19 protein-coding genes are annotated in these 24216 nt (G+C 71.4%); 5 read left to right on the top strand and 14 right to left on the bottom strand.

Features of this window, described 5'->3' with window-relative positions:
- From rarD to eccE, 4 genes are all read right to left on the bottom strand, one after another.
- On the bottom strand, nt 1-854 hold an 854-nt coding region (gene rarD, locus KBX08_RS14590), incomplete at its 3' end, for an EamA family transporter RarD (RefSeq protein WP_210784022.1).
- On the bottom strand, nt 851-1348 hold the full coding sequence (locus tag KBX08_RS14585; protein ID WP_210784021.1) for a GNAT family N-acetyltransferase: 498 nt from the start codon (nt 1346-1348) through the stop codon (nt 851-853). The genes KBX08_RS14585 and rarD, both read right to left, overlap by 4 nt.
- Before the next feature lie 128 nt (nt 1349-1476).
- The gene (locus KBX08_RS14580) at nt 1477-1863 is read right to left on the bottom strand and encodes a phage holin family protein (RefSeq protein WP_091395522.1); all 387 of its coding nucleotides are present in this window, start codon (nt 1861-1863) and stop codon (nt 1477-1479) included.
- 62 nt (nt 1864-1925) lie between these two features.
- Entirely contained in the window at nt 1926-3887 is a 1962-nt protein-coding gene (eccE, locus tag KBX08_RS14575) for a type VII secretion protein EccE (protein ID WP_307850555.1), read from the bottom strand.
- A 290-nt stretch (nt 3888-4177) separates the two neighbouring features.
- Here eccE and KBX08_RS14570 point away from each other — a divergent pair, with 290 nt between their 5' ends.
- A complete protein-coding gene (locus tag KBX08_RS14570) occupies nt 4178-4498 on the top strand; it encodes a WXG100 family type VII secretion target (RefSeq protein WP_030486283.1) in 321 nt (106 codons plus the stop codon).
- 22 nt (nt 4499-4520) lie between these two features.
- Nucleotides 4521-4814 (top strand): WXG100 family type VII secretion target, encoded by a 294-nt coding sequence (locus KBX08_RS14565; protein WP_210784020.1) that lies wholly within the window; start codon nt 4521-4523, stop codon nt 4812-4814.
- 127 nt (nt 4815-4941) lie between these two features.
- Here the strand turns inward: KBX08_RS14565 and mycP are convergent, their stop codons facing one another.
- Nucleotides 4942-6165: a type VII secretion-associated serine protease mycosin gene (mycP, locus tag KBX08_RS14560; protein WP_210784019.1), complete on the bottom strand. Its 1224-nt coding sequence runs from the start codon at nt 6163-6165 to the stop codon at nt 4942-4944.
- 152 nt (nt 6166-6317) lie between these two features.
- Between mycP and KBX08_RS14555 the strand changes: the two genes are divergently transcribed.
- Together KBX08_RS14555 and KBX08_RS14550 are read left to right on the top strand one after the other, a co-directional pair.
- A complete protein-coding gene (locus KBX08_RS14555) occupies nt 6318-9119 on the top strand; it encodes an SseB family protein (protein WP_210784018.1) in 2802 nt (933 codons plus the stop codon).
- On the top strand, nt 9116-9481 hold the full coding sequence (locus tag KBX08_RS14550; RefSeq protein ID WP_210784017.1) for a hypothetical protein: 366 nt from the start codon (nt 9116-9118) through the stop codon (nt 9479-9481). The genes KBX08_RS14555 and KBX08_RS14550 overlap by 4 nt, the downstream gene beginning before the upstream one ends.
- 4 nt (nt 9482-9485) lie before the next feature.
- On the opposite strand, the gene KBX08_RS14545 is transcribed toward KBX08_RS14550, so the two are convergent.
- The 4 genes from KBX08_RS14545 to acs form a co-directional block, all read right to left on the bottom strand.
- Nucleotides 9486-10418: an alpha/beta fold hydrolase gene (locus KBX08_RS14545; protein ID WP_210784016.1), complete on the bottom strand. Its 933-nt coding sequence runs from the start codon at nt 10416-10418 to the stop codon at nt 9486-9488.
- 202 nt (nt 10419-10620) lie between these two features.
- Nucleotides 10621-13059, bottom strand: coding sequence for an immune inhibitor A domain-containing protein (locus KBX08_RS14540; protein ID WP_210784029.1), 2439 nt, complete (start codon nt 13057-13059; stop codon nt 10621-10623).
- Between the two features lie 333 nt (nt 13060-13392).
- Nucleotides 13393-16188: an immune inhibitor A domain-containing protein gene (locus tag KBX08_RS14535; RefSeq protein ID WP_247669396.1), complete on the bottom strand. Its 2796-nt coding sequence runs from the start codon at nt 16186-16188 to the stop codon at nt 13393-13395.
- 267 nt (nt 16189-16455) lie between these two features.
- Complete coding sequence (acs, locus tag KBX08_RS14530) at nt 16456-18420, bottom strand: acetate--CoA ligase (RefSeq protein ID WP_210784014.1); 1965 nt, start codon at nt 18418-18420, stop codon at nt 16456-16458.
- A 219-nt stretch (nt 18421-18639) separates the two neighbouring features.
- On the opposite strand from acs, the gene KBX08_RS14525 reads away from it, so the two are divergent.
- Nucleotides 18640-19386, top strand: coding sequence for an oxidoreductase (locus KBX08_RS14525; RefSeq protein WP_210784013.1), 747 nt, complete (start codon nt 18640-18642; stop codon nt 19384-19386).
- Between the two features lie 23 nt (nt 19387-19409).
- On the opposite strand, the gene KBX08_RS14520 is transcribed toward KBX08_RS14525, so the two are convergent.
- The 5 genes from KBX08_RS14520 to KBX08_RS14500 all read right to left on the bottom strand — a co-directional run bounded on the left by KBX08_RS14520 (nt 19410) and on the right by KBX08_RS14500 (nt 24204).
- Complete coding sequence (locus KBX08_RS14520) at nt 19410-20213, bottom strand: HAD family phosphatase (protein WP_210784012.1); 804 nt, start codon at nt 20211-20213, stop codon at nt 19410-19412.
- 339 nt (nt 20214-20552) lie between these two features.
- Nucleotides 20553-21692: a tyrosine-type recombinase/integrase gene (locus tag KBX08_RS14515; RefSeq protein ID WP_374101943.1), complete on the bottom strand. Its 1140-nt coding sequence runs from the start codon at nt 21690-21692 to the stop codon at nt 20553-20555.
- 132 nt (nt 21693-21824) lie between these two features.
- Complete coding sequence (locus KBX08_RS14510; protein WP_210784011.1) at nt 21825-22097, bottom strand: helix-turn-helix domain-containing protein; 273 nt, start codon at nt 22095-22097, stop codon at nt 21825-21827.
- Between the two features lie 29 nt (nt 22098-22126).
- Nucleotides 22127-23938 (bottom strand): replication initiator, encoded by a 1812-nt coding sequence (locus KBX08_RS14505; RefSeq protein WP_210784010.1) that lies wholly within the window; start codon nt 23936-23938, stop codon nt 22127-22129.
- Entirely contained in the window at nt 23938-24204 is a 267-nt protein-coding gene (locus tag KBX08_RS14500; protein ID WP_210784009.1) for a hypothetical protein, read from the bottom strand. The genes KBX08_RS14505 and KBX08_RS14500 overlap by 1 nt, the downstream gene beginning before the upstream one ends.
- Nucleotides 24205-24216: the final 12 nt, after the last annotated feature.

Below are 24216 nucleotides of genomic sequence, written 5' to 3'. Positions count from 1 at the left end.
GCGTCGGCGGTGAAGACGATCAGGGCCAGCCAGACCAGCGCGACGCCGGCCAGCCGGGCCGGCGGCATCGGCTCGTGGAAGATCAGCACCCCGCAGCCGAGCTGAAGGATCGGCGCCAGGTACTGGATCATGCCGAGGCTGCTCAGGGGCAGTCGGTTGGCCGCCCCGGCGAACAGCAGCAGGGGAACCGCCGTGGCCGCGCCGGCCAGCACCAGCAGCGCTGTGTGCCCGGCCGAGACGTGCCCGAAGGTCAGGTCGGCCCTCGCCGTCAGCCAGCCCAGGTAGCCCAGCGCCGGCAACGCCAGCACCGCCGACTCGACGAAGAGCCCCTCCGCCGCCGGCAGCCCGAGCCGCTTCTTCACCAGGCCGTAGCCGGCGAAGCTGAACGCCAGGGTCAACGCCAACCAGGGCAGCCGGCCGTAGTCCACGGTGAGCACCGCGACCGCCGACGCGCCGATCCCCAGCGCCACCCACTGCGCCGGGCGCAGCCGCTCCCGCAGCACCGTCACCCCGAGCAGCACCACTACCAGCGGGTTGATGAAGTAGCCGAGCGCCGTCTCCACCACCCGGTCGGAGTTGACCCCGTAGATGTAGGCGCCCCAGTTCACAGCGATCAACGCGGCGGCGGCGACGATCCCCGCCACCGCCCAGGGGCGGCGCAGCAGCGACCGCAGGAAGCCGACGTTGCGCAGCGCCGCCAGTAGCAGCGCCACGAAGACCACCGACCAGACGATCCGGTGGGACAGGATCTCCAGCGGGCCGGCGGGTCGCAGCAGCTTCAGGTAGAGCGGAAAGAAACCCCAGAGCAGGTACGCGCCGAGGCCGTAGAGGTATCCCAGACGGAGTGGCGTCACGCCTCCACCGTAAGGGGCGTAGTGCTGCTTTGTTCCTTTCCGGTGATCGGGGTCACCGGGGCTCGACGGTCCAGCTGCATCCACCGTTGCGGCGCGTCCAGCGGGGTGAAGCCCACCCCCGCGTACACCTGGTGGGCGTCGTTGGTGCAGAGCAGGATCCGGCGTACGCCCAGCTCGTCCAGGTGGTCGCGGACCGCGCCGGCCAGCCACCCGCCCAGCCCTCGACCCCGGGCGGCCCGGTCGACGTACACGTCGCAGAGCCAGGCGAAGGTGGCACCGTCAGTGACGACCCGGGCCACCGCGACCTGGCGGCCGTCCTCCGGCCGGTAGATGCCGAACGGCAGCGAGCCGGCGAACGACCGCTCGGTGGTCTCCCGGTCCCGTCCGAGCGCCCAGTACGCGTCGGTGGACAACCAGTGGTGCACCAGGTCCAGGTCGATCCGCGCCGGATCGGTACTGAGCAGGTGGCCGTCGGAATAGGTCAGCGAGAACATGCCGCGACGCTAACCGCCGAGGTGGGCGGTCCGGCCGCCACATTCCCGAACTCTGGTCAACGGCCCGCCGGGGCCCCGGCCGAGGTCGGAGCCCCGGACGGACCGGGGCGGTGCTGGCTGGTCGGCGGTCAGTCCCGGTCGAGGACGGCGCCGAGGATCCAGGTCACGATGCTCACGAAGAGAGCGCCGAGCACTGCTGCCGGCCAGAAACCGTCCACCGAGAACGGCAGCCCGGCCTGGTCGGCGATCCAGCTGGTGAGCAGGAAGAGCAACCCGTTCACCACCAGGGCGATGAGACCCAGGGTCAGGAGGTAGAAGCCACAACCGACGGTCTTGATGATCGGCTGGAGAACCGCGTTGACCACGCCGAAGATCACCGCCACCAGGAGCAGCGTGGTCACCGTCTCGGTGGCCGAGTTCGAATCCAGGGAGATGCCCGGGATGAGGAGCGTGGCCAGCCAGAAAGCCAGAGCTGTGCTGGCCAGCCGAATCAGCAGACCTTTCAGAAAACCCATGGCGGGGATCGTGCCACGGACACCGCACCGACGTAACCCGCCGGCTGGCCGTCCCGGTGGAATCAGGCGCGCGTCGGCGGGCCGATCAGTTGTGCCTCGATCGGAGTGGGGGAGAGCAGTGCCCAGCGCAGCGCCCGACGGTTGACCACGGCCACCATGTCCTCCCGGATCCGGGTCAGCCACTCGGCCGAGCCGCCCAGCCCCAGCGCGGCTCCGGCCAGGGTGGCCTCGGCGGAGGTCAGTGGCTGGAGCAACGCCAGGTCGGCGCGGCTCAACGCGTCCACATCGGCCGGGGTCAGCTCGTCGCGTACCACAAGGGTGGCCCGCCACGGCGGGCCCGGCGCGGCCTCGGCCGCCACCGGCCCGGCGTCGACGATCAGCAGCAACGGACGCAGCGCGGTGCCCACCCCGTCGGCGACCGCCCGACCGGGAGGGAGCAACGGGATCGTGCCGCCCGGCGCGCCAACCCCTCGGATGAACGGTTCCCAGGCGCGTGGCCGGGCGGTCTGCACCACCACCAGGGCGCCGAGTGCCAGGGCGCGCAGGGCCACCAGCTGGGCTGCCCGCACCCCGCCGACCAGCAGCACACGGGTGCTCTCCGGCCGGAACAGTCGCACTGTGACGGCTCGCCCGTGCCGGTTGGTGCCGACCATCATTCCCGCGTCGCCCAGGGACAGCTCCCAGTCGTCGACCGCCGAGCCGGGTCGCGCTCCGGGCGTCGGTGGGCGGGGCTGCGCCCCGGGTGCCGTCAGCGCCAACGGCAGCGTGGCGGCGAGCCCGCTCAGGTGGGCGCCGTCCAGTCGGCGTAGTTTTCCGCCCAGGTCGGTCACCAGGCGGGTCAGCGCCTCGGTGGCCGCCGCCAACTCGGTCGCCGTCGCGGCGGCCAGGCGTACGGTCAGCTCGGTCGGCACTCCGCCGGCCGCCGGCGGACCCGACGACGTCGACATCGTCGGCGACGGGCCTGAGCAGATCGACACCGTCGTGGCCGTCGCCGGCAGTGCGAGCAGGCGGGGCACCAGCCGGCGTCCAGCCGCAGCACCCGCGTCGGGCCAGTGGAGCAGACGGAAGGTGGCCTGGACGAGAGTGCCGGACCGGATCGCCGGCCAGGACTCCCGGACCGGTTCGCCGTCGTGGTGGGCCAACTCGCCCAGGACACGCAGCGCCGCCGGCACCCCGAGCGGCCTCGCGGCCAACGGCCCGAGCCGGCGGACGATCCGGCGGACCGTGCCGGCGAGCACCCGGCGCAGGTCCTCCTCGGACCAACCGTTCACCCGCAGCACCCGGACCGCCACCACCGCCCGCTCGCGCCCGGGGAGCCGCCCGTCGGTGAGCTGCCGGTACGACGTGCCGACAGTGCCACCGGCGCTCGGCACCGGCGCCGGCGCACCGGCGAGCAGCAGTTGGACCAGCAGCGGGGGCTGGTCCGGCCCGGTCGGGGGGAGCAACGCGGCCGGGGCGGGAATCGCCTGGGACACGTCGCCCAGCAGGTCGCCGGGGTCACCGAGCTCCAGGAGCGCGACCATGCCGGTGGTGTCCTCCAGGACGGCCGCCGGCCCGCCGGTCAACTCGGTCGAGCGGACGACGGTGCCCGGGGCGACCAGGTCGAGCAGTTCGGCCGGGTCGGCCGGCCCGCTCAACGCCCGCCGGCGGGTGAGGTGCCCGATGGCGGTGCCCAGCCACTCGAACAGCCACCGCCCCCGCACCGGCACCCAGGCGGCGGCCACCAGCAGCACGGCCACCAGTACGGCCGCCGCGACGACCGGTGCGGGTCGGCCGAGGGTGACGAGCACCAGCGCCGCCGCGACCTGTGCGGTGACCAGTTGGCCGGCTCGCGCTCCGGCAGCCGCCCGACGGCCGAGTGCGACCCAGTGGGCCACCGGCGACCGGCGACGGGGGATGCGCTGATCGACCGGTCCCGGGCCCCGGTCGGTGGGTCGACCCGGCCCGCCCACCCGTGCGGAGGCGCCTGCCTCGGGCCCGACCGGGGTCGGCGGGTGCGGCCCTCCGGTGGTGATCGCCGGCACCGTGCCTCCTCGACCATTGGGGACCGGGTCGGGCGGCCGGCCGCCCTCCGGCGGTCCGTCACACGCCGCGACGTGGCTGCGGCACATCGTAAGCGACCGATGGGCTCCTCGGTTGTCCACAGGGGAAGCCGGTGGGGTAGCAGAACCGCTACGAGGTCGCTACCGTCAGCCACGAAGTCCTTCGCTGACCCGTGTCTCAGTGCTCGACGACCGGGCCAAGCGACGACGCGTCGCCCCAGGGTGGGCGCGTCGACGGCCAGGTGCGATCCGAGAGACGAGGTGACGTCCGGATGTCCCAAACCAAGGCAGAAGCAGCGGTGATGCAGCAGACTGCCGCGAAGTTCGAGCAGGTGGACCAGTCGTTGCAGTCCATGCTGACCGGCCTGCTGGCCGAGCTGGAGGTGTTGCAGCAGGCCTGGCGTGGCGCTGGTGGCCGGTCGTTCGAGCAGGTCAAGCAGCAGTGGTCACAGGACCAGGCGGCGCTGCACCGCGCGCTGCGCGAGACCGCCGGTGCGATCCGCACCGCCGGTCGGCAGTACGACGTGTCCGACGACGAGGTGTCCAGCCGGGTGGCCGGCACCAACCGCGGCGGCATCCAGTTGCCGCTCTGATCCCGCTTGGGGAGGGAATCCGATGGACCATGGTGTGCTGGTCGTCAACTTCGCCGCGCTGCAGCAGGCCGGCGCTGACATTCAGAAGGCGTTGAACACCCTCGACGCGCAACTCGGCCAACTCGAACGCGACGCCGCCCCACTGGTGGCGAGCTGGACGGGCGAGGCGCGACAGGCATACGAGCAGCGGCAGGCGAAGTGGCGCTCGGCCTCGCAGGACCTGCAGGCCATGCTGCGTGACATCAGGTTGGCGGTGAACGACTCCGCCACCGACTACCTGGACACCGAAAAGAAGAACACCGGGCTGTTCCAGTGAGCGATGTGGGCCGGGAGCGCTGACCGTGTCCGGGCCAGCGCCCCGCCCGCAACCGGTCGGCGGTCAGGGCCGCACGCCGGCGGGCTCAGGCCGTGCGCGGGCGGGCTCAGGCCGTGCGCGGGCGGGCTCAGGCCGGGCCGGCCGGGCGCCAGCGTCGACGGGTACCACGGGGCACCACCAGGGCGAGCAGCGCCACTGTGACCGCCGTGATGCCGGCCACCGCCCCGACCAGCAGGGCTCGGTCCCGTGCGGCGGCCCGGCGGGCCTGGCGGGCGAGCTGCGCCGGGTCGGCCCGGTCGTCGGCGAGGGCGGCGACCGGCCGCGCGCCGGCCGCACGGCCGCCGCTGGTCTCGGTGACCGCCCGGTAGGGGTTCAACACCCCGGCGCCGTATCCGCCGCCCCGGCCCGCGCCCGGAGCTGGGTCGGCGGTGGCGATGATCCGCTCCGCCACCTGGGCGGCGGTCAGCTCCGGCCGGTACTGCCGCAGCAACGCGGCGGTGGCGGCCACGAAGGGCGCCGCGTAACTGGTGCCTTCGACCCGATGGTGGCCGGCACCGGGCGCGGCGGTCAGCACCTCGCTGCCCGGGGCCACCAGGTCGACGTACGGGCCGGTCTGCGAGAACGCCGCCCGCCCGCCGTCCGCCCCGATCGCGCCCACGCCGAGCACCCCGTCGTAGCCGGCGGGGAACGGTCGGGGGTTCCCGCTGTCGTGCAGATTGCCGGCGGCGGCCACCAGCACCACGTCCCGGTCGACCGCGTACCGCACTGCCGAACGGACCTCCGGGTCGTCCGCGTACAGCACCACGGACAGGTTCACCACGTCGGCGTCATGATCTACGGCCCACCGGATGGCCCGGGCGAACTCGTCGGCGCTGACCGTGCGCCCCGACTCCCGTCCCTGCACAACCTGCTGCTCACTCACCCGCACCGGCAGGATTCGGGCACCCGGTGCCAGACCGCGGAAGGCGACGTCCGAGCGGGGTGCCGCGGCGATGATGCTCGCCACACCGGTGCCGTGCCCGGCGCAGTCCCGACCGCCGTCCCCGCCGGGGTCGAGCAGGTCGACGCCGGCCAGCACCCGTCCAGCCAGCTGCGGGTGCACCCGGTCCACCCCGGAGTCGACCACCGCGACGGTCACCCCGGCGCCGGTGGCCAGCGGCGCGAGCCGCGCCGGGTCGTACCGTTGCTGTGGCCAGGGCCTGGCCGCGACCGGCCGGACGGGGGCGAGTGCTGTCGCGCACGCCGGCGCCGCCCGGAGCCCGGCGGTGGCGGCGACGGTCGGAAGGGCCGGTACGGTCAACAGGCTGGCGGCCAGACCTGCGAGGACCGGGCGCGTGATCGATTGGGACATCGACACCCTCCGTATCGCGTCGGCTCCGGAACGGGATGTTATCTCCTCCTCCGGGCCCTGGCAGGCCGCCGCCGGCCAGCCATTGTGATCTTGGTACCACCTTGTAGGTTGTACGCGATACCTGTGGCCTGTTCTCGGAAGGGGAGGTGGCCGTGACCGCATGGGAGCCGGCCACGGAGGCCGAGGTGGCGATGCGCGACGCGCTGCGCGCCAACGACCAGGAGCTCTACTTCCGGCTCCTGTCCCGCACCGATGTGCTGCTGCCGGTCTCCGCGCCGACGCAGCCCGGCCAGCCACCCGCCGGATGGGGCACCTGGACCACCGGCGGCCGGACCCACGTCCTGGCCTTCACCTCCGCCGCCGCCCTGCGAGCCTGCCTCGGCGATCACGCCGGCAGCAACCGACGCATCCCCTTCGCCGATCTCGCGGCCAGCTGGCCCAATCACGAGTGGTGGCTCGCCGTCAATCCGGGTCTGCCGGTCGAGGGTTACCTGCCGGCCTGGTTCGTGTCCCAGCTGTCCCGAGGCGACGTGCGACTGCCCGGCCGTGCCATGGGTGCCCGCGCTCGCCTGGAGCGAGCCGAGACGTTGGCCCGCACCCGGCCCGGCATGCCACCGCGGGACGCCGCGCCAGCCACTGGATCGCCTCCCGTGACGGGGGTGACCCCGTCCGGGCCCGAGAGTGCTCCGCTCGCACCCCGAAGGCCCGCGCGGAGCCCGGGCCCTCGGGTGGGTGCCCCGCCGGTGCCGGGTCCGGCGCCCCGGCCGCCCGTCCCCGCTGAGCCGCCGCGCCGACCTGGCGAGGAGGACCTGCCCGCCGCCGGTCAGCGGCACCCGACCGAGCCGCCCCGGCCCGCGCCGGGCAACGGAGCGCTGCCCCGTGCCGGCCGGCCGTCCCGGGTCACCCCGTTGGCGCCCGCCGGCCCCACCACCGACCAGGCCGGGCCGGGCGCTGGCTGGCCGGCAGCAGCGACCCGGCCGGGCGACGTCGACGGCCCCGCTCCGGCTAACGGCAACGGTGGCCCCCAGGCCGCGCCCCGGCGCTCCTTCTTCGACCCCAGCCCGGCCCGCGATCCCGCCCCGAGCGGGGGGCGCCCCGGTGACCGGGCGGCCCCGCCGACCCGGTTCGGACGAGGCAGCCAGCCCTTCCCTCGCCGCCGCCCGGCCGATGCGCCGGCCGACGAGACCACGACGCGGGCCTTTCCGATGGCGGCGGACCCGGCAGCCACCCAGCCGGTACGACGGCCGGAGGGCGGTCTCGGCGCGTCCCGCGGGATGGACGCGCCGCCATCCGGCGAGGAGATCACCCAGCCGCTGCCGCCGCGCCGGCACACCCCGCTGGCTGAGGAACCCACCCGTGCGTTCCGGATGACCGGTGAGCCTCCCCTGACCTGTGCGCCTGGGCGGCCATCGGCGGACGAGACGCAGGCGATTCCGCAGGCCCGGCCGGGCCGGTTCGACACGGCGGAGGATCTGCCGGTGTCCGTCGCGGAACCGGTCTCCGGGCAGCCCGCGCCGCGCCGCGGCTTCACGCCCATCGTCATCGAGGGCACCATCATCGAGTCCCGCGATCTCACCGACCCGGTCGAGAGCAGCGCGCCGGTCGACGCGCCCCGGCGGCCCAGCCCCGCCGAGGCCGCCCCGCCGGCGTTCGGCTCGACGCCCCCCGGTCCGGGCCTGTTCGGTCCCTCGTCCTTCGGTTCCAGCCCATCCGGGCCCACGCCGTTCAGCCCTGGTCAGCCCGCCCCGAGCCCGTCCGCCCCGCACCCCGTGATTCCGACCGGGGCAGGCGCTCCCGGCGGTGGGCTGGGCGACCCGCGATTCGACGGCCGCGTCGACGCCCCGCTGCGTGACGACCGCGCCGACACTGCTGTTTCGTCGGCCGGCCCGGCCGGTACGGACCAGGCCGGCGGCGAGGGCAGCGGCGCGAGCGTGATCGCGGACGAGGTTCCGCACCCGCCGGCCGACGAGCCGCCGCCGGTCGAGTTCGAGCCGGCCAACACGGTCGAGGAGGACCTGCTCAGCGCCGCCGGCTCGGGCAGTACCGACACGTTCCTGTCCACCCTGCTGCTGGCCCGGGTGCTACTGCCGGCCGCACCGGACTCGGTGCGGGGAAGCCGCCCTGGGGATCCCGGCTTCGTCTGGCGTACCGGGCAGCTCGACGGCGAGACGTACGTGGTGGTCTACACGTCGTCGGAGCGCCTCGCCGACCATGTCGAGGGGGACGTCGACACGGTCCGGGTGAAGTTCGCCCAACTGATCCGGCGCTGGCCCGACGAGGACTGGTCGTTCGCCGTCAACCCGGGCACGCCGGTGGGTGCCAAGTTGCCCGGCGAGCAGATCGTCGCGTTGGCCAACTGGGCCGCCGAGGTGGGGCTCGGCGACGACCTGGAAGTGGACCAGGTGGAAGCGCCGGCCGTGGCCGAACCCGCCGCCCGTCCCCGGTACGCCCCCGCAGCGGTCGACCCGACCCGGCCGACGGTCATGCAGAAGGCGATCGCCCCCAGCCAGCTCGCGTACTACCTGGATCGTGGGTACGACCGGGTGTCCGGGTTCGTGCACCGGGCCGGTGAGCTGTCCCACCTGACCACACCGGCTCAGCTGCACGAGGCGCTGGGCCTCAGCTACCCCGGTTCGCCGTTCGCTCCGGACGCCGAGGAGATCTACGTGCTGCGCTGGCCGGCGCACCGGCCGAGCCTCTACCGCATCCCGTACGGCGGTCAGAACGAGCCGGCGATGCGGGCCATGGAGGGCTGGGTCATCGAACGTCCGCCGTTCCGGGGCAACGGCTTCGCCCCGGGTGAGAGCAGCGACGTGGTGGCGGAGTTCAAGGTGGACAGCGCACGGCTGCCGCACGGTGCCCAACTCTGGCGCATCGGCGCGGACGGCAGCGAGCGGGTGGTCGCGGAGCTGGACACCGACTCGGTCACCTGGCGACGGGTCGGGGAGGCGTGATGCGCGACGGTTACGTGGCCCGTTGGCAGGGCCGGGAATACCAGGCCAGCCCGGACGCCGACGAGATCCGGCTCTACCAGCCCGAGGCGGGCGAGGGCTTCGAGGAGGTCCGCGCGGGCCGCTACGTCCGGGTGCTGCCGGTGAGCGAGATCGAGGATCTGGCGTACGTGCGGACCACCTGCACCTGGCAGGGGCAGCCGTTCATAGTGCTCGGCGAGCACGACGCCTGGCTGCGGGTGGAGTACACCGGTGGTCGCTGGCCGGTGGCCGAGGCGATGCGGCTGGAGGTCTTCGACTTCGGCGTCTACCAGGGTTGGGCGCCGGCCGCCGAGGTCACCGACCTGCGGGAGCAGCGGGTCTGACCGGTCAGGTCTTCGCCCACCGCAGGATTTCGCCGAGCACCAGCTCCGGTGCCTCCAGGTGCGGGAAGTGCCCCACCCCGTCGAGCAGTCGCCACTCGTACGGGGCGACGACGTACCGGCCGGAACCCAGCGCGGTGCGGGGCAGGGAGGCGGTGTCCAGGGCACCGTGCAGTTGCAGGGTCGGGGTGGACAGCGGCTTCTGCATCAGGCGGACGAACCGGTAGCCGTGCAGTCGCAGCAGCGAGCGGAACGCCCAGCGGTAACCCTCCAGCGCGCAGAACGCGGCCTGCGGGATGCACATCGCCTCCCGGCACCGCTCGGCGTACGCCTCGAAGTCCGGCCCGGCCACCCACTGTGGGCCGCCCCAGCGGCGAATGATCTCGCCGACGGCCGCCGCACCGTCGCGGGTCAGCACGTGCTCGTAGCGGGGTAGCTGGAACTTCAACGCCGGGGTGGAGGCGGTGAACTGCCCGCGCGGGTCGGCGAAGATGGCGGCGCGCAGTCGCAGCGGGTGCGGTGCCCCCAGCACCACGAGCCGGCGGACCAGGGACGGGTGGAACGAGGCCACCGTCCAGGCCACCATGCCGCCGAGGCCGCTGCCGACGATCGTCGCGGATCGTTCACCGAGCGCGCGGATCAGCCCGGCGATGTCGGCGGCGAGGGTGTAGCCGTCGTACCCCCGGGGTGGTTTGTCGCTGGCGCCGTAGCCGCGCAGGTCGACGGCGACCGCCCGGAAGCCGGCGTCGGCGATGGCCGGCAGCATCTGGTGCCAGGCCCACCAGTGCTCCGGGAAGCCGTGCAGGAAGAGCACCATCGGCCCGGTGCCGCCCTCGACCACGTGGAACCGGCTGCCGTTGGCGCCGACGAAACGGTGCGTCCACGGCCCCTCGGTGAGGACACAGGACTCGTCGACGGCCCCGCCGCGCTGGTCGGTCATGGCAGACAGCCTAGGACCCGGTTGCCGCAGGCGACCCTGGTGGTCGCGTTGAACAGGGGAAAGCCCCGGGTTGCCCCGGAGCGGGACCAGGGGCACCGGCTCGACTGAGGCAGGTCCGGCCATCCCGGAGGTGGCGCACAAAGGGCGACGCCCCGGGCAGATGACCTGCCCGGGGCGTCGCTGGTTGGTGCGGGATCAGTGGTCAGCTGACCCGGATCTTCATCGCGGTGCCGTCCTGCTCCAGAACCTTGATCTTGACACCGGTCGCGGGGAGCTTGACGCCGTGGTTCGGCAGCTCCTCGTAGAAGTACTTCTTGGTGTCGTCGAACAGCGGCTCAGCAGCCTGGCCACGGATGTACTGCGGCTGGCTGTTGAGGTGCAGGGTGAACGAGTCGGCCTTGTTCAGGCTGAACGGTGCGTCGTACACCTGGACGCGGGCCCGCCACGGAGCCCCGGTCAGGTTGTAGATCGGGCGCGGGTGCGCGTCGATGTACAGGTTGCGACCCTCACCGGGGTGACCACCCGGGTTGGTCGGGGATGCCGGGGCGGTGTTGTTGTCGTCCCAGCGGGTGTTCCAGTACGAGATGAGCAGGCCCTCCTGGTACGCGTAGTGGTCCACCCAGTCCGGGCGGGTGTTCGCGTAGCCGAAGAAGTACGGGCCGGTCTTCAGGTACTTGTCGTACGAGACGTACGAGCGGTTGCCGGCGATGTAGAAGTTGTCGAACTCGTCGGTGTACGTGGCACCGACGACCTCCCACTCGTCGAGCGCCCAACCCGCGTCGGTCTCGGCGCCGTCGCTGAGCACGGTCTGGCCGTCGGCGGTCACGGTGATCGCGTCACCGAAGAAGCCGCCCTCGGACACGCCACCGTCGGTGACGTAGTGCAGGCGGACCTGCGCCACCTTGCCGGCCAGCGAGTTCAGCGGAATGTTGATGTCCGCCCAGGCGCCGTTGCTGCTGCCGTCGAGGGCCGGGCGGCCGGCGCCGTCGACGCCGATCGGCTGGCCGTTGACGGTGCCGTCCAGGTCGGTCCAGGTCTGACCACCGTCGGTCGACGCCTCGAAGTAGAGGTAGTCGTAGGTCTCCTCGATGCTGTACTTGCCCTTGAGCGACAGCGCCGCCGCGGACTTGCCGGTGAGGTCGAACGTCCTCGTCATGGTGCCGTCGAGGTTGTCCTTGTTACCGGAGAAGTACTGCTTCGAGCCCTCGAACGGCGCACCGTAGTCGAAGGTGTACTCCCGCTTCGGCAGCACGACCACGACGGCCTGTGCCTTCTTCGAGTTGTACTCCTGCGGGCCGAGCTCCAACGTGCGCTTCTGCCCCGCCACGACCACCTCGTAGTCGAGCCAGCCGAGCTGGAACTTGTTCCATGCCCCGAGGTCGCCGCCACGGTCGCCGATGCCGGCGTCGTTCTTGGCGCCGAGCCGGCTCTGGGCCATCAGGGTCCAGTGCTCGTTGCTGTTGTCCGCCGGGCCGTAGTCGTCCGGCAGGCCCAGGTCGTGGCCGTACTCGTGGTAGAAGACGCTGCGGCCGCCGTTTTCCGGCTGGATCGTGTAGTCGCGGATCCAGACGCCGGTGTTGCCGATCTCGGTGCCGCCGATCGGGAAGTTCGGCGGGCCGACGGGCGAGCTGTTGAAGGCCGACCAACGGTGGCTCCAGATGGCGTCCTCACCCTGCTGCGGGTCACCGTCGGCCTGGTCGCCGCCGGAGTGGACGATCTGGAAGTGGTCGATGTAGCCGTCCGACTCGTTGAAGTCGCCGTCACCGTCGTAGTCGAAGCGGTCCCACTGGTCGAAGGACTTCATCTCGGTGGCGATCTGGGCGTCCGTCCGGCCCTTGGCCTTCTGGTCGGCGACCCACTGGTTGGCGGCGTCGCGGATCAGGTTCCAGGTGCTCGGGCAGACGGAGTCGGCGCAGACGGCGGGGTCGCCGGTCGGGTCGTCGTCGGCCTTCGGGTCGTCGGAGCGACCGTAGCGGGCCTCGTTGTACCGGACCTTGACCCAGTCGGTCACCTCACCCTCGACGGTGTAGCGACCCGAGGACTGCGCCTCGTAGTACTGCTTGAGCGACTCGTCGCCCGGGTTGGTGCCGAAGTAGAGCTGGCGGAAGTGCTCCGGGCTGAAGTCCGGCTGCCAGATGGTGGAGTTGTCCACGGCCCGGTTGGGCTCGGGGATCTTGTTGTGCAGCGGCCCCTCGAACGTCGCCGGGCCGGCGACATCCGGGTTCATGTCCTTGTCCGGGTAGGACGGGTGCCGCTCGTCACCGAACTCGGCCAGGATCACGAAGATCTTGTCGGTCCGCTCACGCTTGAGCTCGACGTACTGGTCCCTGGTCTGCGCGCCGGCGCCGGCGCGTGCGCGAGCGTTGGCGCCCGTTCCGCCCGCCTTGCCGACCTCGCCGACCTTGACAACCGTGCTTCCGTTGCGCTCGATCGGCTTGCTCCGACCGGTCAGCACGTCGCTGAGACCCTGCTGACGCAGCGCGCGGCGCTTCTCCTCGAGCTTGTCGGGGAGCTCATCCTGCAGTGACTGCGGTTCGGCAGCGGCCGGTGCTGCTGCCGGCAGTTTGGGCTGAGGCGCCGCCGAGGCGGACGGGCCGAAAGCCAGGCCTGTCGCCGTCAGTGAGAGCCCGAGCAGACCCACTGCGACTTTGCGCACGTGGTACCTCCGGTTTGAGGGAACCGGCCCAACGGGGGTACGGGCCGGTGGGAGATCGATCCCACTAGTGGGACCATTGGTGAACATAGTTACTGGCGGGACGGGTGGGAAGAACCTCGCGTCGATTTGTTGCAAGATTTTGTTGGGAATGCTTTTCACCGTCACACCCCGCCGGTTCATCAGCCGTGCTGACCAGCGCGAGCCCGGACGCGAACGTATACAACGACATTTTTCGATCAAGCTGAGCGCACTTACGACAGTGGGGCCGGCAGCGTCTCCGCCACCGGCCCCACAGTCAGTTCTCGATCCGTGAAACCGTTACTTCTTCGCCGGAGTCACGTAGATCATGGCTGACGAGTTGTCCCCGGCAGCCTTCTTGATCGTCAGCGAGACGCCGTAGTTCACGCCCTGGTCGCCGGGGTTTCCGGTGCCCAGCACGATCGCGCCACCGCCCAGGGTCACGCCGTAGAACTCCGGCGCCGGGCTGCCGTCCGGGTTGGTGACCCGGGTGGTGTACGGCGCGTTGTTACGCGACGGCAGGACCACCGACGCGTCGTTGTCCCGGGCGTAGGCAGCGCCATCACGCATCTCGATGCCCGGGTAGTAGCCCTTGGCGTCGGTGAACGCCTTCACCGGCGGGAGCCCCTTGAACTTCGTGCAGTACGCGCTGTACGGCTCGTCCGCCGCCTCCAGGCACTCGGTGAACGGGTACGTCCGGTTCAGCGTGAAGGCCGCGTTCGAGGACTGCGGGCGGCTCGGCAGGTTGTCCGTCACCGACGGGTCCTTCACGGCCGCCTCGCCGGTGCGCCGCAACGGGTCGAAGTGCGAGTCGACGATGAGCAACCCGCCCTTCGCGCCGTAGCTGGGCAGCGAGGTCATCTGCCCGGTGACGTGGTTGACGTCGCCGAGCGCGGTGTCCCGGTACCAGACCAGCATGCCCGGCGCGTTGTAGGAGATCCGGTCGACCTTCCACGCCTCGTGCGAGTAGATGGTGTCATAGGCGTACTGCAGGCCCTTGTCGAAGCCGTCGAAGTTGCGCCACTCCGCCAGGTAGTACTGGGCGTGCACCTCGGTGCCGCTGGAGACCTTCCAGCCGCCACCGGTGGTGTCGACGAAGGTGCCGCCGTTGGCCGTCCAGCCGTTGGCGCCGCCCTCGACGTCGTCGCTCCAGGTGGTGGCGCCGCCGCCGGTGACCGAGAAGTCGTCGACGAACCAGTTGCGCTCCTCGAACGCCTCGTCGGTGGCCAGGCGCAGCCGCACCTGGACCGTCGTGCCGGCGTACGCCGACAGGTCGACGTAGTCGTGCCGCCAGCCGTCGGTGCTGCCGGTCAGGCCGTACTTCTTGCCGCCGAAGTCGTTCATGCGGCCGTTGGGGTCCGGGTAGCCGTCCGGCGTGGTGACCACCGTGCCGCCCTCGTCGTACACCTTCTGCTCGGTCCAGGTCGTACCGCCGTCGGTGGAGAGCTCCACGAAGCCGTAGTCCCAGTCCTCCTCGATGATGTAGTTGTTCCACATCCAGAACTTCGAGTCGGCAGCCGCCGGCACGTCGACCGAGCGGCTCAGCTTGACGTCGGCCCACTCCTGGTCGTTGTTGCTGTGCCACATCTTCGTGCCGCTGTGCGGGGTCGCCAGCGTCGTCACCTTGTCCGGCAGGTCGACCTTGATGCCGTCCTCGGAGTCGATCGGGGTGCGTGACGTCTGGCCGAGCTTCACCTCGCGCGGGTTCGACCCGGGGCGGATGGTCAGCGGGTCGGCCCAACCGAGCACCCACTTGTCCCAGATGCCCATGTGCGTCGGCAGCGCCTGGAAGATCTCACCCGAGTGCGAGCCCGAGGCCATCAGGTCCCAGAAGTCCACGTCGGAGTCGGCGTTGCCGGACGTGTCGTAGAGGTCCGGCAGACCCAGGTCGTGGCCGAACTCGTGGGCGAAGACGCCGACGCCGGCGTCCTCCGGCTGCACGATGTAGTTCGACGCCTTCAGGTTGGTGCCCGGGATGGTGTAACCACCGGCGACCGTGGAGGAGTGCGCCCACACGGCGTACACGCCCTCGGCGCCGCCGCCGCGGGACTTGCCCTGGCCGGCGTGCACCAGCACGAGGTGGTCGATCACGCCGTCCGGCTCGAAGACGTTGCCGTCACCGTCGCGGTCGGCCTGGTCCTCGATGTCGTAGTCGGCCCACGGGAAGTCCGGGTCCTTCGCGACGAGCGCGTCGATCGCGTCGGTCGCCAGGCGGCCCGCGCCGGCCGGGTTGTCCGGGTGGCCGTTCATCGACTGCTCACGGCCGGGAACCCACGCGCCGGTCTCGTCCTGGAAGCAGCGGTTGGCCGCGTACCAGCCCTCCGAGTGCGGCACTGTGATCCACGGGCTGGCCTGCCCGTCCACCGTGTACGCGTTCTTGGACATCTCCAGGTACATGTTGTGCATGGTGCGACCGGACAGGTCGATGCCCTTCTTGCCGTCCGGGCCCTTCAGGTCCGTGCGGACCCGCTCGGTGATGCCCTTCTTGCTGTAGAGCATCTTGTTGTAGTGCTGCGGGGAGAAGTCCGGCACCCACATCGAGTTGTTGTCCTCGTGGGGCAGGCGCGCCGGGTCCGGGATCTTGTTGTGCTTCGGGCCGTTCTGGACCGTGCCGGGGACGCAGGTGCGGTCCTCGAACACCGTCTTGGGGACCATGACGCCGGTGAAGTCGTCGTTGGCCTTGTCGTTGAACTCCACCAGCAGCGTCAGCAGCTTCGCCGTCTGGGTGGTCGGGGCCTTCTTGAACTTGCGGGGGTTCTGACCCGTCTTCAGCGACTTGGCCTCGTCCTTGGCCAACTGCCGTGCGGTCACCGGGTTGCCCCGAGCGTGCTTCTGGTCGAACGCTCGCGCGGACTCCGCGGCAGGGGTGTAGATGCCACCCTTGCCCTTCACCTCACGGCCGGTGGTGTCCGGCTGCACCTCGGGCTCGGCGTAGTTGATGTAGTGCTCGTCGGCGCCGATCACCGCCAGAGGGGTGCCGGACGGCGACTGGGCCGCCGCGCTGCCACTCACGGTCAGTGAGGTGGCCGCGAGGGCGATGGCGGGCAGTGCGACGAGTAGACGTCGCCGCGCCCTGGACTGCGGTTTGTGGTTCATGCCGCTCCGTTTCTCGGGCATGGGGAGGAGGACGTTGGCGTGGTCGACCATCGATGTGATGCGTGTCGAACTCTTCCAACCTGCGTGAACCTAAAGCACAACCGGCCGAAAGGACAGCGGTGGCCCACGCCTGTGCCCGTTCAGCTTCTCCCGACTCCCCCGACCGACCGATGTGACAGTGGCGGGGCGGCGCAAACCGTACCCGTAAGACACGACGGAGGGTGGCGGTCCGCACGGACCGCCACCCTCCAATGAGTACGCCTACCGTCAGTCCTCGTCGGACTTCGTACCGCTCATCCCCGAGGAGATCAGGTCCATCACCGAGGAGTCCTGCAACGTGGTCACGTCGCCCAGCGACCGGTTCTCCGCCACGTCCCGCAGCAACCGGCGCATGATCTTGCCGGAGCGGGTCTTCGGCAGCTCCGGCACCAGCATGATCTGCCGCGGCTTGGCGATCGGGCCGAGCGTCTTCGACACGTGGTTGCGCAGGTCGGCGATGAGCTGCTCGCCCGCCTCACCGGCGATGTCAGTGCTGCCCCGCGGAATGGCGAACGCGACGATCGCCTGACCGGTGGTCGGGTCGGTCGCGCCGACCACCGCCGCCTCGGCCACCGACGGGTGCGACACCAGCGCCGACTCCACCTCGGTCGTCGAGATGTTGTGCCCGGACACCAGCATCACGTCGTCCACCCGGCCGAGCAGCCAGATGTGCCCGTCGTCGTCCTTCTTCGCACCGTCGCCGGCGAAGTACATGCCCTGGAAACGCGACCAGTACGTGTCGATGAACCGGTCGTCGTCACCCCAGATGGTGCGCAGCATCGACGGCCACGGCTCGCGCAGCACCAGGTAGCCGCCACCACCGTTCGGCACCGACTGGCCCTGGTCGTCCACCACGTCGGCCACGATGCCCGGCAGCGGCGTCATCGCCGAACCCGGCTTGGCCGCCGTCACCCCCGGCAACGGCGAGATCATGATCGCGCCCGTCTCGGTCTGCCACCAGGTGTCCACCACCGGCAGCTCGCCCCGGCCGATGTGCTCCCGGTACCACATCCAGGCCTCCGGGTTGATCGGCTCGCCGACGCTCCCCAACAGGCGCAGCGACGACAGGTCGAAGCCCGCCGGGATGTCGTCGCCCCACTTCATCATCGTCCGGATCAGGGTGGGAGCGGTGTAGAGGATGCTCACCCCGTACTTGTCGATGATCTCCCAGAACCGGCCCTTGTGCGGCGTGTCCGGGGTGCCCTCGTACATCACCTGGGTGGCGCCGTTGGAGAGCGGGCCGTACACGATGTAGGAGTGCCCGGTGACCCAGCCGATGTCGGCAGTGCACCAGTAGACGTCCGTCTCCGGCTTCAGGTCGAACACCGCGTGCGTCGTGTACGACGCCTGGGTGAGGTAACCGCCGGTGGTGTGCAGGATGCCCTTCGGGCGGGCCGTGGTGCCGCTGGTGTAGAGGATGAACAGCGGGTGCTCGGCGTCGAACGGCTGCGCGGTGTGCTCGGCCGACGCGGTCTCCACCGTCTCGTGCCACCAGTGGTCCTTCTCCGACCACGCCACGTCCTCGCCGGTGCGGCGGACCACGAGGACGTGCTCCACCGACGGGGAGTTCGCCACCGCCTCGTCCACAGTGGGCTTCAACGCCGACGGCTTGCCCCGCCGGTAACCACCATCCGCGGTGATCACCACCTTGGCGCTGGCGTCCTGGATCCGGTTGCTCAACGAGTCGGCGGAGAAGCCACCGAAGACCACACTGTGCGCGGCGCCGATCCGGGCGCACGCCAACATGGCAACCGCCGCCTCCGGGATCATCGGCAGGTAGATCGCCACCCGGTCGCCGGCGGTCACCCCCAGGTCGGTGAGCGCGTTCGCCGCCCGGCAGGTCAGCTCGTGCAGGTCCGCGTACGTGATGGTGCGGGTGTCGCCCGGCTCGCCCTCCCAGTGGATCGCCACCTTGTCGCCCCGGCCCGCCTCGACGTGCCGGTCCAGGCAGTTGTACGCGACGTTGAGCTGCCCACCCACGAACCACTTCGCGAACGGCGGGTTCGACCAGTCGAGCACCTCATCCCACTTCTTCGACCAGGCCAGCCGATCGGCCTGCTTCGCCCAGAAGGCCAGCCGGTCGGCCTCCGCCTCGGCGTACGCGTCGATGGTGACGTTGGCGTGCGCGGCGAGTTCGGCCGGCGGGGGGAACTGGCGCGTCTCGTTCAGCAGATTGGCCAATGCCTCGCTCATGCCGTGACTCCTCATCCTCGGGGTGACCTGGGTCTCGATGGCACGAGGGTAGTCGCGGGGCCTGCTACCGGCCACGGCTGCCCACTGCGTCGCGCCGAGTGGCCCCCGCCGCGCGCCCGGCGGCCCGTCCCGCCGGTTCGCCCCCCGGGTCGGGTGGTCCGGGTCGCGTTGCGGGCGGGTGCGGCCCGCCGCGCCGGGCCGGGTCGTTAGCGTGGCGGGGTGACCACCGACCCGCTCGCCCCGCTGCTCGCGCTCGCCGACATCTCCGCCGCCGTCGAGCAGGCCCGCGCGCGGTTCGACCAGGCGCTCGGGCACCGGGCGCTGCGCCGGCACGGTGGACAGGTCGCCGCCGAGGTCAGCCTCCGCTCCGCGGTGGCCAGCGCGGCCCTCGAAGGGGCCGGGCACGAGCGCGAGGCGGTCCGGGCCGGCACCGTCACCGACCCGGTGCTCCAGGGGGCGCTGCGGGTCGCCGGAGCGCTGCCGGGCCTGAGCGAGCTGTGGCCGAAGGCCCCCCGCCAGGCGCTCGCGAAACTGCACGTGCTCGCCGCCCGGGACCTCGTGTCAGAGGCCGAGCTGGGCCGCCCGGTCGCCGACCCCGTGGTCGCCACCCGGCTGGACGGGCTGGCCGGCCTCGTCGCCGGCGGCACGAAGGTCTCCCCGCTGGTGCTCGCCGCCGTCGTACACGGGGAGTTGCTGAACCTGCGCCCGTTCGCCGGGCCGTCCGGCGTGGTGGCCCGCGGGGCCGCCCGGCTGGTGCTGCTCGCCAGTGGCCTCGACCCGCGTGGCCTGCTCCCCGTCGACGTGGGGCACCGCGAGCGGGAGCCCGAGTACGTCGGCGCAGCCGGTGCCTTCGCCACCGGCACCCCGGACGGGCTGCGCTCCTGGCTACGCCACTACATGGCCGCCGTCGAGGTCGGCACCGACCAGCTCACCGCCATCGGAGACGAGATCCTCGCCGCCGCCTGAGCGGCTGGACGGGTTGAGGATGGTCAGGCGGTGGTGGCGGCTCGGGTGCGGCGGTGCCGGCCGTACCAGGCGATGCCGATGGCCACGCCCACCCCGACCCCCAGGGCCGCCGCGGCCACCGGGACCGCGGGACGTTCCCGCAGTCGCCGGCCCAGCGGAATCGGGTGCCGGAACTCCAGCACCGGCCACGCGTTCTCCGAGGCCAACTTGCGTAGCTGCCGGTCCGGGTTGACCACACTCGGGTGGCCCACGCACTCCAGCAACGGGCGATCGCTGTACGAGTCGGAGTAGGCGTACGAATCAGCCAGGTCGTAGCCCCGGGCGGCGGCCAACTCGCTGACCGCCTCGACCTTGCTCGGGCCGGCCGCGTAGAACTCGACCTCGCCGCTGTACCGGCCGTCCCGCACCGTCATCCGAGTGGCGATCACGTCGGTCACCCCGAGCAGCTCGCCGATCGGCCGGACCATCTCCTCGCCGGACGCCGACACCAGCACCACGTCCCGCCCAGCCGCCTGGTGCTCCTCGATCAGGGCGGCGGCTTCGGCGTACACGTAGGGGTTGATCAGCTCGTGCAGCGTCTCCGCGACGATCTGGCGAACCTGCTCCACCTGCCAGCCCTTGCAGAGCGCAGCCAGGTAGTCCCGTGTTCGGGCCATGGTCTGCTCGTCGGTGCCGCCCAGCCGGAACATCAGCTGCGCGTACGCCGACTTGACCACGTCACGCCGGGTTATCAGCCCATCCCGGTAGAACGGCCGACCGAACGCCAGGGCGCTCGACTTGGCGATGACGGTCTTGTCCAGATCGAAGAAAGCGGCACTTCGGCCCACGGCGCGAAAGTCTAGCCGGATGGTCTATCGTCGGCGGGTGCCCGGGGTCATGCCACCCCACAGACCTGCGGGCTCTCCGCTCCGCGTGATCACGCTCACACTCTGCGAGGAGATTTTCGCAGTGAGTGGAGGCAGCACCACTCGACGTGACGGGCCCGCTCAGGCAGACTTGTCCGTACGACGAGCTTTCACATCCTCGAAACAGGCAGACCCTCAGCGGTTGCACCCCCCGTGACCGCTGAGTGGTTCGGCTCGACCCCCCCGGAGCCGAACCTCCGACGACCCCCGTCTCCCCCCGACGGGGGTCGTCCCTTTCTGCTGGAAACGCTCCACCACAGCTCACAAGTCGTCCTCCGGCCCGTCCAGCCCGTCCACGGGCGGCGTTTCTGCGGCCGGAGGCAGCAGAGAGGCAGCAGAGCCGTCGAACGCCTCCAGGACGCGGGCGGCGTAGTCGTCCGGGGTGTGGGTGTACCGGTTGAGCGTGGTCGACGCCTGCTCGTGGCCCATGACCCGCTGCACCAGGTTGATCGGGACGCCGTCGGTGACCAGCCAGGTGGCGTAGGCGTGCCGCAGATCATGGAACCGCATCCCGCCGACAGCCTTGGCCGCGACGCAGGCGACGGCCTCCCGTTCGGTGGTGAACTCAGCCGACCACTCGATGCCCTCCCGATCGGGCCACGTAGCGCGGTACCGGTGCGGACCGGTGTTGGCGATCTGGCCGAGCAGACCGGCGCGGACGAGCGATGGCAGCCAGATCCGACGCCGGAAGTTCGACCGGCGCAGCGGGCGCCCAACCCGGTCGCGGAAGACCAGGGTGCGTGGGTCCGGATCGTCGGCGGCGGTGTGCAGCTCGCGGAGCGCGGCCAGGAGGAAGCCGGGCAGCGGCACGGTCCGCACCCCGGCGCGACTCTTCGGGTACGGGCGCAGCACGATCCCGCCGTGGGTTTCCTCGGCCACTTGGACTACGCGTAGCGATGCCCGGTCGAGGTCGACCGACGACCACGTCAGCCCGGCGCACTCACCCCAGCGAAGCCCGGCCCCGGCAGCGGTCGAGACGATTGCCCGGTGCCGAGGCGGGACGGCGGGCAGCAGCCGGCGTCGGAAGTCCTCCCGACTGATCGTGATCGGCCTGACGTCGCGGGACCGATCGCGCGGCAGCTTCACCCCTTCGGCGGGGTTGGTGGCGATCAGCCGGGCCTGAACTGCCGTGCGGAGGATCATCGACAGCAGTTGGTAGCACTTGGCCACGGTGGCGGGGGCGAGATCCCGACCCAGGCCGGTAACCCACTCCTGCACCGACATGAAGTCGACCTTCCCGAGCGGCCAGTCACCCCACTTCGGCAGGACGTGCGTGCGGAGCATGGAGACGGTCCGCTCGCTGGTACGCGCCTCGACGACTCGGGTGGCGAGCCACTGCTGAGCGAACTCACCGAAGCGGGTACGACCGGCGTGCGGGTTGACGTAGGTGCCCCGGTTCAGGCCGCTCTCGACCTCCGTCAGGAAGGCATTGGCCTCCCGCTTCGTGCGAAAGCTCTTGGACTTCTGCCCGCCGGCAGGGTCACGCCAGCAGGCGCGGAAGGGTGCCAGCCGGGGTCTTGCGAACGAAGCCCATCAGTGCCTCCGGCCGTGCTCGGTGCCGGTGGCGGCGGGTTGTTCGGTGACGCCGTCGAGCCAGGCGTGAAACCGGGTGCGCGGGATGAGCCAGCGACCGCCGAGGCGGGTCGCGGGGATCGTTCCGTCCCGGACGAGGGCGTAGGTGCTCCCGAGCGAGAGGCCGAGCAGCTTGGCGACTTCCCGGACGGTGTAGGTGACCGGCTCGACGAGGCCTGCCCCGGTGCGAGGGACGAGCCGAACAACCGGGCTGGGTCGGGCGGTGGTGCTCATGACGGGTGACCTCCTCAGGTCTGTCGGGGTCAGGCAGCGGCCGACGCGGTGCCGGCCGGGGTGGTGCCGAGTTCGTGGGCGAGTTCTTCGCGGCCGGTGGTTCGTCGTTCGCGTGCCATGGCGGCGGCGGTGTTGGCGAGGAGTGCGTCTCCGGTGGTGTGCCAGCCGACGCCGGCGAAGGTGAGGGTGCCGACGATGAGTGTCGTGTCGTCTTCGTCGAGGTGGTCGACGGCGCGGAGGGTGCCGGGCTGCTCGTCGGCCTGGTCCTGGTGCTCATGCCGTCGGTAGGTGACGCGAGTGTCGCGCAGGAGTTGGAAGGTGACGGAGTAGCGGCGGGCTTTGGTGAGGAAGTGGCCGCCGAAGCCGAGCATGTGCGCCCAGCGGCGCAGCCGGGTGTAAGGGTTGCCGGTCGCTGGTTTCGCCGGTTGGGTGTCAAGGGCGGCTTGACGCTGGGCGACGCAGACGGGGCAGGCGGCGTAGCGGGTGTGGGTGCCGCAGCCGGGGCATTCCCAGCGGTCGACGAAGCCGGGTGCGGGCCGGTGGTCCCGGGGCCGCTGGGACAGCGGTACGGGTGTTCCGGTGGGTCGGCCGGTGTGCCAGCAGGCGTTGATGAGGCGGGCGGTGTGGTCGCCGTCGGGGTCGGCGTAGTCGCCGATGCTGTCGGCGTCGAGCCTGACGGAACGGTGCCCGGTTACCTCGGTGCTTTTGGTGGCGTACTTGGCAAGGTAGCCCGCGACCATGCTGTCAGTGACCTCGCCGCCTCCGGTGAGGCTGATGGGTCGGATGTCGAGGCCCTTGCCCGGGTCACCCCATGCGATAGGCCAGCCGCCCGGCTGGTCGGGATGCGTGGGAGTGGTGAAGGCGACCTGCTCGACGGCGGCCCGGATCGCGTCATCCAGGTCGGCGACGGTGAACCCGGCGGGTGGTGGGATGACGGCGGTCGAGTCGTCGGGGTGGACGCCGTCGAGGCGCACCAGGGCGTGGAAGTGCACTGCGCCGCGTGCCTGGAACTCGGCCACCTTGCCGTGCGACAGCCGGACCGGCGGAACCTTGCGGATGTTGCCGGAGGCGGTGACGACGGAGACGCGAGGGATTCCCCGGCGGCGGGCGAGTTTGGCGAGCCATCGTTCCGCGGCTTGCTTGGTGCGGTGCCATAGTTCGCCGGAGAAGAGGTTCCAGACGACTTGGTGGGTGTGGTCGTAGCAGTCCAGGCACAGCGGCTGCCCGAGCACCTGGTCCCCGGTTTCGTGTCGCGCCCAGCAGACGGCCGGTCGGCCGTGGGGGCAGAGGCCGGCGGTGGGGTCGGTGGCGCGGCGGGCGTGGCACGGGTCGGCCCGGCAGTCGCAGCGTTTGCGGTTGCCGCAGGTGTGCCGCTTGACCGCCCGGGTGTGCACGGTCCCGAACGACGGTGCAGTGAAGGTGGCGAACACCGCCGGATGGGAGGTGACCGTCTCGGGGACGCCTTTGCCGCCGATGAGGCCGGCGCGGAGGAGTTGGAACGCGTCGCGTTGGTAGGTGTGGGCGCAGGCGGGGCAGACGGTGGCGCGGCGGTTGCCGCAGGCGGTGTAGATCGCCGCGTCGGGCATGGCGTCGGTGTGCCGCTGGTCGAGGACCCGGCCGGTGCTCTGTTCGATGGTGAGGAGTTGGCCGGCGAGGCGGATGGGGCGGGTGCAGCCGGCGGCGGCGCGGACGTGTTCCAGCCACCCGAAGTAGTCGGGTTGGGTGGCGCGGGTGAAGGCGGAACCGGTGGCGGTGTAGTCGTAGACGGGGATGGTATCGGCGTTCGAGCCCACACCCCGGGCCAAGACGGTTCGGGGTGTGAGGTCCAGCGTCGAGGCCATCAGCCGCGTACCTCGGTGAGGTGGCGGGTGGTGATGGTGTGTTCGGTGACGATGACCCGGCAGGCGCCGCACTGGCGCTTGGCCGGTTCGTGCCTGCGGCACGCAATGGTGGCGGTGGTGTCGCCGCAGCGGATGGTGACCGGTGCACGGCAGGGTCCGCCGGGGATGACGTCGACGAGGGTTCGGCGGATGTCGAACGGGTGGGCGTCTTCGTGGGCGGGGCAGGTGTGGGTGACCTGCTCGATGTCGACCAAGACGATGGTCATCGGACACCGCCG

The sequence above is a fragment of the Micromonospora sp. H61 genome, assembly GCF_018070325.1.
Lineage (GTDB): Bacteria > Actinomycetota > Actinomycetes > Mycobacteriales > Micromonosporaceae > Micromonospora > Micromonospora salmantinae.
Note: the sequence above shows the minus strand (reverse complement) of the source record. Positions and strands in the feature narration are given on the sequence as shown.